Genomic DNA, 7,991 nt, shown 5'->3' on the forward strand with positions numbered 1-7,991 from the left:
TCAACACGACATCGCCGCGTCTTAACGAAGCACCGGCTATTTTTTGCATAATGCGCGCCATAACGCGGTTCATCGAGCTTCTTGGCGGCAATATCACGCTTGGCGCTACGCAAAAATGCCGCTTGCGCTTTACTACGCCCCTCGGCAACCGCTTCTGCAAAATTAGCAAATAACACCGTACCCCATAACCATAATGTAATCGCCAAGATAAAAGATGCTGGCTCTTCACTTTGGCCGTCTAGCGCTAACAGCCATAACAATGTCGTCAATAAACTACCGATATAAACCACAAACATCACAGGATTTTTCCATTGTTGTTGTGGTGCTAATTTTCGTACCGAATTGATTAGCGCAAGACCAATAATATCCTTATCAAATAAAGACATTGATGCAGATTTTGCATTCATATTAAGACTCCCATACCGTTAATGAGCGGCAGCAAAATTAAGCATTTGTAACTGTTCGACAATCGGGCCTAAGGCCAATGCCGGAACAAATGTCAATGCACCCACCATCACCACAACGCCGATTAGCAACGCCATAAACAAAGGCGTATGGGTAGGTAACGTGCCAGGCCCAACCGGTACAATTTTTTTAGCCGCTAACGAGCCAGCAATAGCCAATACGGGTACCGCCAACCAGTAACGTGAAAACAACATCGCAACGCCTAATAAGCTATTGTAAAAAGGCGTGTTAGCGGAAATACCGCCAAAAGCACTCCCGTTGTTATTGCCTGCAGAAGATAAAGCGTATAAGACTTCACTAAAACCGTGGGCGCCGGGGTTAAAAATTGACGTTTTTTGCCAGTCTCAAGCATGACGGCCAAAGCCGTACCACCTAACACCATCAGCGGAGGGATTAAAATCGTTATTGCGGCCATTTTGATTTCAAAGGACTCGATTTTTTTGCCTAAATATTCAGGTGTGCGACCTATCATTAAGCCTGAAACAAAGACGGCGATTAGCGCAAACATAATCATGCCGTATAACCCCGAACCGACGCCGCCAAAAATGACCTCGCCTAATTGCATAAGCCACATGGGCGCTAAACCACCGATAGGCGTAAACGAATCGTGCATAGCATTGACAGAACCATTAGACGCTGCCGTGGTTGCTACCGCCCATAATGCCGAATTGGTAATGCCAAAACGGGTTTCTTTGCCCTCCATATTGCCACCTGCTTGTGTGTTATGTGCGGCTTGCTCAACCAAAAGGGAAGCAAATGTAGGATTCCCTTGCTGCTCAGCCGATACCGTGACGAAAACCATAACGACAAACACTAGCGTCATCGCCGACAACATAACCCAACCTTGCCGGGTGTCGCCGACCATCACGCCGAAGGTGTAACACAACGCGGCAGGGATTAATAAAATCGCCAATAATTCTAAGAAGTTGCTAAATGGCGTTGGGTTTTCTAAAGGATGGGCAGAATTTACGTTAAAAAAGCCGCCTCCGTTTGTGCCTAATTGTTTAATAGCAACTTGGGAGGCGGCAGGACCTACTGCAATCGTTTGTTCTTTCACGACAATCGTTTCAGTCACCGACTTGCCTTCAGCATCGAGTACCGGCTGTCCGTCCACAGATGTTTTAGCTTGCTCATAGGTCACAGGCTGGGTTAACGAGACTGTTTGGTAAGCACTAAAGGTTTGCACAACCCCTTGACCGACCAAGATAACGGCTAAGACTAATGATAATGGCAATAAGATATACAAAACGCTACGCGTTAAATCGACCCAAAAATTGCCAATGGTAGTAACTTTACGACGTACAAAACCTCGAATTAATGCCACTAGCGTAGCCATACCTGCTGCTGCGGAAACAAAATTCTGCACCGTTAAGCCCAGCATTTGTGTTAAATAACTCATGGTTAATTCACCGCTGTAGCCTTGCCAATTCGTGTTAGTCGCAAAACTAATAGCGGTATTAAATGCCGAATCTGGACTGATATTAGCTAAGTGTTGAGGATTAAGCGGCAACCACGCTTGTAGGCTTTGTAGCGCAAATACGGCTAGCATACCGACCAAATTAAACATCAACATGGCTAACGCATAATCAGTCCAGCGCATTTCGCATTGTGGATTAACCCCGGCTAATCGATAAATCAGCGCCTCTAACGGCGCCAACCAGCTCTTTAACAAGGCCGGCTCATCGTCATAAATTTTAGCCATGTACCAGCCCAACGGTTTTGCCAACGCGATGAGCACGACAACATAAACAACAATTTGTAAAAAACCATTAATCGTCATCAGAATTTCTCCGGATAAAACAACGCAGCGATTAAATAAATAAACAACGCCAGCGTGATAACGCCCGTTAATAAATATATCCAACTCATGACTGCCCTCTTAAATGCTCACAACCGATGACCAGTAAGCCAGTTAATACAAAAAATACCGCGATTATCACTACATAAATACCTAGCATAGGCGACCTCGACGTAAACGCGTTAAAACGTGGCGACAGTCTATGCCGAATAACTGTAAAAAAGCTGTAAAATTTCTTTATACAAGAGCACCAAATCCATAGCCGTAGGGTGCGCTGTGCGCACCTTGTTCATTGATTTTTAATGATATTATAAAGTTGCGCGCGCAACTCTCCCTACCTAAAAACCAAAAACTTAACCGTTTGAAGCATATAAAGATGCACCGAAGCTAGAGACCTTTCAGGCCTTTTTAAACCTGATAAGGTGTTAGTGACAGTCAGGCTAGTCCGAACATGTTCGCTTTTTTATACCTGATAATATTTGTTTTGATTTCGATCAACTCCAGGCATGATAACCGTGCGACATTGTCATAAAGTTGGAGTAGGCTAGGTTGTTTTATCGCCGATGGGCACTTTGCATGGATTGCTTAGCGTTGGTGTAAAATGAGTGTGGTCGCATAGATTGAGAGCGACGAATTCTTAACGAGGAAATACCATGTACGAACATTTAGAAACTGCAGAAAACCGTGCGGAATTAAAACGTGTTGTTGTTGACCCGGTCTCGCGCGTCGAGGGACATGGCAAGGTGACGCTGTTAGTTGATGACAATAATATTGTTAAACAGGCAAGACTGCATATCGTTGAATTCAGAGGCTTTGAGCGTTTTATTCAAGGCCGACCGTATTGGGAATTGCCGGTATTAGTGCAGCGTTTATGTGGAATTTGTCCCGTCAGCCATCATTTAGCGGCAGCAAAAGCGATTGACCAACTGGCTGGCATTGACCCGGATGATTTACCGGTGTCGGCAGATAAGCTGCGCCGATTATTGCATTTCGGCCAAGTCATGCAATCTCATGCCTTACATTTTTTCCATTTATCCAGCCCGGATTTGTTGTTTGGTTTCGATAGCGATATCAGTAAGCGCAACATCGTGGCAGTCTTAGCTGAGCATACCGATATTGGCTTAAAAGGCGTCAAGCTGCGTAAATATGGGCAGGAAGTGATACGCATGGTATCAGGTAAGCGGGTGCACGGTACGGGAGCTATTGCCGGTGGTATGAATAAAGCGCTTTCTATAACGGAGCGTGATTATTTATTAGCCGATATTGACCAAATGATTGCCTGGTCACAAGACGCTGTTGCGTTAATCAAGCAAGTGCATTGCGCAAATTTGCCATATTACGATGAATTCGCAACGATTAAGAGTAATTACTTAGGGTTAATAAAGCCTAATGGCGCGTTAGAACTGTATCACGGCGGCATACGCGCAAAAACAGCTGAGGGTGACACCATTACCGACCATTACGACTATTGCCAATATAACGATTTAATTCATGAAGAAGTCCGCTCTTGGTCGTATATGAAATTCCCTTATTTACTGTCCTTAGGTAAAGAAAATGGTTGGTATCGCGTAGGGCCATTAGCAAGAGTCAATAACTGCGATTTCATAGACACGCCGTTAGCAGAAGCCGCACGGGTAGAATTTAAAGCGCACGGCGGTCAAGCAGCGATGGTACATAGTACCTTAGCCTTCCACTGGACGCGTTTAATCGAAGTGTTACATTGCGCTGAAAGCATTAAACTGTTGTTAAATGACCCGGATATTTTAGGCGGTGAACTCGTGCGCCAAGGCGAAAAACGTTATGAAGGTATAGGCGTGATTGAAGCACCGCGCGGTACGTTATTCCATCATTACCAAGTCGATGAAAACGATATTGTTACCAAAGCGAATTTAATCGTATCTACGACTAGCAATAATATGGGCATGAACGAGTCAGTGCGGCAAGTCGCGGCCGAATATTTATCAGGACATGAGTTAACCGAACCTTTATTAAACAATTTGGAAGTCGCGATACGCGCATATGACCCTTGTTTATCCTGTGCGACGCATGCGTTAGGCAAGATGCCATTAAAATTGGAATTACGCAGCTGGCAAAGCGAAGACTTATTAGCCTCATTAACCAAACACAGTGACGGACGCATTGAACACGCACGCATCTAAGCCGGTATTAGTGTTAGCGGTTGGTAATCCCAGTCGGGGCGATGATGCCTTAGGGCCTTTGTTATTGGAGAAGTTAGAATCGGGATTGCCTGCACTTGATAGCATAGAGCTACTCACCGACTTTCAATTGCAAATTGAACACGCGATGGATTTACAAAACCGTAGCTTAGTGTTGTTTGTTGATGCGTCAGTGGCTGTTGAACAAGCGTTTAGTCTTGAAGCGTTATCACCTGAGCGTGACGACAGTTTTACCAGTCATGCGATGACACCGGCTGCGGTACTCGCGGTTTATCAAATGGTATATCACGAGCCACCGCCGCCTAGTTTTTTATTAAGTATTAGAGGCGAAGCCTTTGAGTTAGGTGCTGAGCTAAGTGCCTTAGCGGTCGGGTATTTAGAAGAGGCTTATCAGTTTAGTTTGCAGTTTTTGACTCAAGAAACCGAGCATAAGCCCATACTCGCAGAAGCATTAATGGAAGGGAAGTATTAGCTGATATGCCTAACGTAGACCTGGACAGTGATTTTGAGCGCATAAACGATGACATTAAGTCTACGCATGCTGATTGCGTATGCCGCTTTAACAAGATACGCCTAGCATCACCCTACAGTGAATTGTAAAAACCAAAAACTTAACCATTTACCGCGTATAACCCGAAATCTTTTTGACTGGAGACTATGATGGGTCCACATTATTTAAGCCGTTTTTTCACACCTAAAACCGTAGCAATTGTAGGGGCTTCAGAGCGAGAAGACAGTGTCGGTTATCGCTTGTTGCTAAATATGCAAGAAGCAGGGTTTTCTGGTGGTTTATATCCTGTTAATAACAAACGCGACAGCTTATTGGGTTTAAAAGCCTATCCTGATTTATTATCGGTACCGGATGATTTAGATCTCGTGGTTATCGCAACACCGGCGGCTACCGTGCCTGGCATTGTTAGGCAATGCGGCGAAAAAAATGTAACCTCGATTATTATCATCACAGCAGGTTTTGGCGAGTTAGGCGATGAAGGCAAACGCTTACAACAAGAAGTCTTAGATATTGCGCATCGTTATAGCATACGCATTATCGGCCCTAACTGTTTAGGCGTGATTAGGCCAAGTGGTTATTTAAACGCGACCTTTGGCGATGGTGTCGTCAAAGACGGTAACTTAGCGTTGTTATCACAATCGGGCGCGGTCTGTACGGCGATTTTAGATTGGGCGAAAGCGCAAGATATTGGCTTTTCAACTGTTGTTTCTATGGGCGGCGCTGCCGATATTGATTTTGGTGAAGTATTAGATTATTTAGCAACGGATAGCAAAACCACGGGCATTTTGATGTATGTTGAAGGCATACGCGATGCTAGGCTTTTTTTTAAGCGGTTTAAAAGCCGCCGCTAGATTAAAACCGGTTATTTTAATTAAATCCGGTCGGCATGAAGCGGGCTGTAAAGCTGCGATGTCGCATACCGGCGCCATGGTCGGCGGCGATAATGTATTCGATGCCGCTATTGCAAGGGCGGGTGTGGTGAGAGCCTATAGCATTACCGAATTATTTTCCGCTGCGCGTATTTTGGCGAATAATTACACGGTGAGTGATAACCGCTTAGCGATTATCACCAATGCCGGTGGCCCTGGTGTGATGAGTACCGACCGCGCGGAAGATGTTGGCGTAAAAATGGCTGACTTAAGTGAGACCAGTATCAACGCATTAAATCAAGTTTTACCGCCGCATTGGTCACATGCTAATCCGGTGGATATTTTAGGTGACGCAACCTCAGAGCGTTACCAACATGCGTTATCGGTTTGCTTAGCCGATGATAATATCGACGGTATTTTAGTGATATTAACACCACAAGCGATGACACGCCCGACGCAAGTCGCCGAAAGCGTAATCGACGGTGCAAAAGACAGTACAAAACCGGTGCTAGCGACTTGGACGGGCGGTGCGCGTGTCGAAGAGGGGCGGGCTTTATTTGCCAATAGTAATGTTGCGCATTTCAATACACCGGAAGAAGCCGTTGATGCGTTTGCGTTGCTTGCTAATTACACGCAAAACCAAATTTTATTAAAACAAATTCCATTACCGATAGCCTCTGAACCTAAACCCGACGTCACTGGTGCGCGTTTAATCATTGAGCGCATTTTATCGGAAGGTCGGCAAGTGCTTACCGCACAAGAAGCTAAAGCCGTATTAGCGGCGTTTCATATTCCTGTAACGCAAACCATAAAAGTTGCTAGTGCAAAAGATGCAATGATTGCCGCGCAAACCTTAGGGTTTCCGGTAGTGCTAAAAGTCAATATGGCCCAGTTTAGCCATAAATCCGATATAGGCGGCGTGCGTTTAAATATTGGCAGCGTACAAGAGGTGTCTAAGCATTTTACCGAAATGGCTGATGCGATTAAGCAGATACAGCCCGATATTGCAGAAGTAGAAATGACCATAGAGCCTATGTATCGCGCGTCAGCAGGCCGTGAAATCATGATAGGCGTGATTCGCGACCCAGTATTTGGCCCTGCGATTAGCGTAGGTTTAGGCGGTACGATGGTAGAAATCTTAAAAGACAGCGCAGTAGCCTTACCACCGTTAAACGCTTATATGGCTAAGCAAATGTTGGCAAAAACCAAGGCGCAACGCTATTTGCAAGCCTTTAGAAATCTGCCGCCAGCAAACATGGATGCCTTAATCAATGTCTTGTTAAACGTATCCGTCATGGTGAGTGAATTACCAGAAATTATGGAGTTAGACATCAATCCTCTGATTGTCGATGATAAAGGCGCAGTGGCGGTTGATGCCAGGATTAAAGTGCATTTATCGCATCAATTAATCCGCTATGCGCACATGGCGATACACCCTTACCCACACGAATTAAGCCAATCGTACCAACTCAGCAACGGTAATAACATCATCATCCGGCCTATTCGCCCTGAAGACGCTGTAATGGAAAAAGATTTTATGAGCCGCTTGTCCGATAAAACCAAATACTTCCGCTTCCGCCAAACCTTACACGCGTTAACACCAGAAATGCTAGTACGGTTTACCCAAATCGACTACGACCGTGAAATGGCCTTTGTCGCCGTCACCGAAGACGAGCAAGCGCCCAAAGAGTTAGGCGTAGGGCGCTATATTAGAAATCCCGATGGTCGCTCCGTAGAATTCGCTTTAGTAGTAGCCGATGACAGCCAAGGTTTAGGCATAGGCTCACGCTTAATGAAAACCTTAATGCAAACGGCGAAAGACAAAGGTATTAGTTTTTTTGAAGCTGAAGTGTTAAGTGCGAATACGGCGATGTTATCGTTACTCACCAAACTAGGTTTTAGTGTAGAAAAGCAAAACGACACGGCAGGGGTTGTTAGAGTGAGTAAGGATTTAAGAGGGTAAGCTTGCAGATATAATCCCTGTCGTCAGGGTACGCATTGCGTCAATACTGTTGACTTTAGCCAGTAGCACCCATTTTCTTAGCCCGCTTTTCTTTCCACTTATTAGGAACGCCTTTATTAACACGAGGTTTTGATGGCTTGGGCGTCTTCGGTCGGTAATAAACAACTCGTCGAATAGAATCAACTAACTCGAAGAAAAGAGTTAAGGC

At 45.1% G+C, this 7,991-nt stretch carries 6 protein-coding genes and 2 pseudogenes; 4 read left to right on the forward strand and 4 right to left on the reverse strand.

What is annotated here, in order from left to right:
* From VZ94_RS14820 to kdpF, 4 genes and pseudogenes are all read right to left on the reverse strand, one after another.
* Positions 1–407, reverse strand: a pseudogene (locus tag VZ94_RS14820) (potassium-transporting ATPase subunit B); the annotation flags it as partial.
* Between the two features lie 18 nt (positions 408–425).
* A pseudogene (locus tag VZ94_RS33495) lies at positions 426–731 on the reverse strand (potassium-transporting ATPase subunit KdpA); the annotation flags it as partial.
* The gene (locus tag VZ94_RS14825; RefSeq protein WP_500684255.1) at positions 668–2,245 is read right to left on the reverse strand and encodes a potassium-transporting ATPase subunit KdpA; all 1,578 of its coding nucleotides are present in this window, start codon (positions 2,243–2,245) and stop codon (positions 668–670) included. The gene VZ94_RS14825 and the pseudogene VZ94_RS33495, both read right to left, overlap by 64 nt.
* Positions 2,245–2,334, reverse strand: coding sequence for a K(+)-transporting ATPase subunit F (gene kdpF / locus VZ94_RS14830; RefSeq protein ID WP_045779823.1), 90 nt, complete (start codon positions 2,332–2,334; stop codon positions 2,245–2,247). Before kdpF ends, VZ94_RS14825 begins: the two co-directional genes overlap by 1 nt.
* A gap of 582 nt (positions 2,335–2,916) precedes the next feature.
* On the opposite strand from kdpF, the gene VZ94_RS14835 reads away from it, so the two are divergent.
* The 4 genes from VZ94_RS14835 (at position 2,917) to VZ94_RS14845 (ending at position 7,783) form a co-directional block, all read left to right on the forward strand.
* On the forward strand, positions 2,917–4,422 hold the full coding sequence (locus VZ94_RS14835; protein WP_045779824.1) for a Ni/Fe hydrogenase subunit alpha: 1,506 nt from the start codon (positions 2,917–2,919) through the stop codon (positions 4,420–4,422).
* Positions 4,403–4,912, forward strand: a complete 510-nt coding sequence (locus VZ94_RS14840; RefSeq protein WP_045779825.1) for a hydrogenase maturation protease — start codon at positions 4,403–4,405, stop codon at positions 4,910–4,912. The genes VZ94_RS14835 and VZ94_RS14840 overlap by 20 nt, the downstream gene beginning before the upstream one ends.
* Positions 4,913–5,097: 185 nt before the next feature.
* Positions 5,098–5,802, forward strand: a complete 705-nt coding sequence (locus tag VZ94_RS32250) for a CoA-binding protein (RefSeq protein ID WP_338040432.1) — start codon at positions 5,098–5,100, stop codon at positions 5,800–5,802.
* Complete coding sequence (locus VZ94_RS14845) at positions 5,762–7,783, forward strand: bifunctional acetate--CoA ligase family protein/GNAT family N-acetyltransferase (RefSeq protein ID WP_338040433.1); 2,022 nt, start codon at positions 5,762–5,764, stop codon at positions 7,781–7,783. Before VZ94_RS32250 ends, VZ94_RS14845 begins: the two co-directional genes overlap by 41 nt.
* Positions 7,784–7,991 lie beyond the last annotated feature (208 nt).

It is taken from the genome of Methylocucumis oryzae, from assembly GCF_000963695.1.
GTDB classification, from domain to species: Bacteria; Pseudomonadota; Gammaproteobacteria; order Methylococcales; family Methylomonadaceae; genus Methylovulum; species Methylovulum oryzae.

Bases quoted from the DNA above. Each gene is read 5' to 3' on its own strand.
- VZ94_RS32250 (WP_338040432.1), top strand. From the start codon at position 5,098: ATGATGGGTCCACATTATTTAAGCCGTTTTTTCACACCTAAAACCGTA.
- kdpF (WP_045779823.1), bottom strand. From the start codon at position 2,334: ATGAGTTGGATATATTTATTAACGGGCGTTATCACGCTGGCGTTGTTT.
- VZ94_RS14825 (WP_500684255.1), bottom strand. From the start codon at position 2,245: ATGACGATTAATGGTTTTTTACAAATTGTTGTTTATGTTGTCGTGCTC.
- VZ94_RS14845 (WP_338040433.1), top strand. From the start codon at position 5,762: ATGCTAGGCTTTTTTTTAAGCGGTTTAAAAGCCGCCGCTAGATTAAAA.
- VZ94_RS14835 (WP_045779824.1), top strand. From the start codon at position 2,917: ATGTACGAACATTTAGAAACTGCAGAAAACCGTGCGGAATTAAAACGT.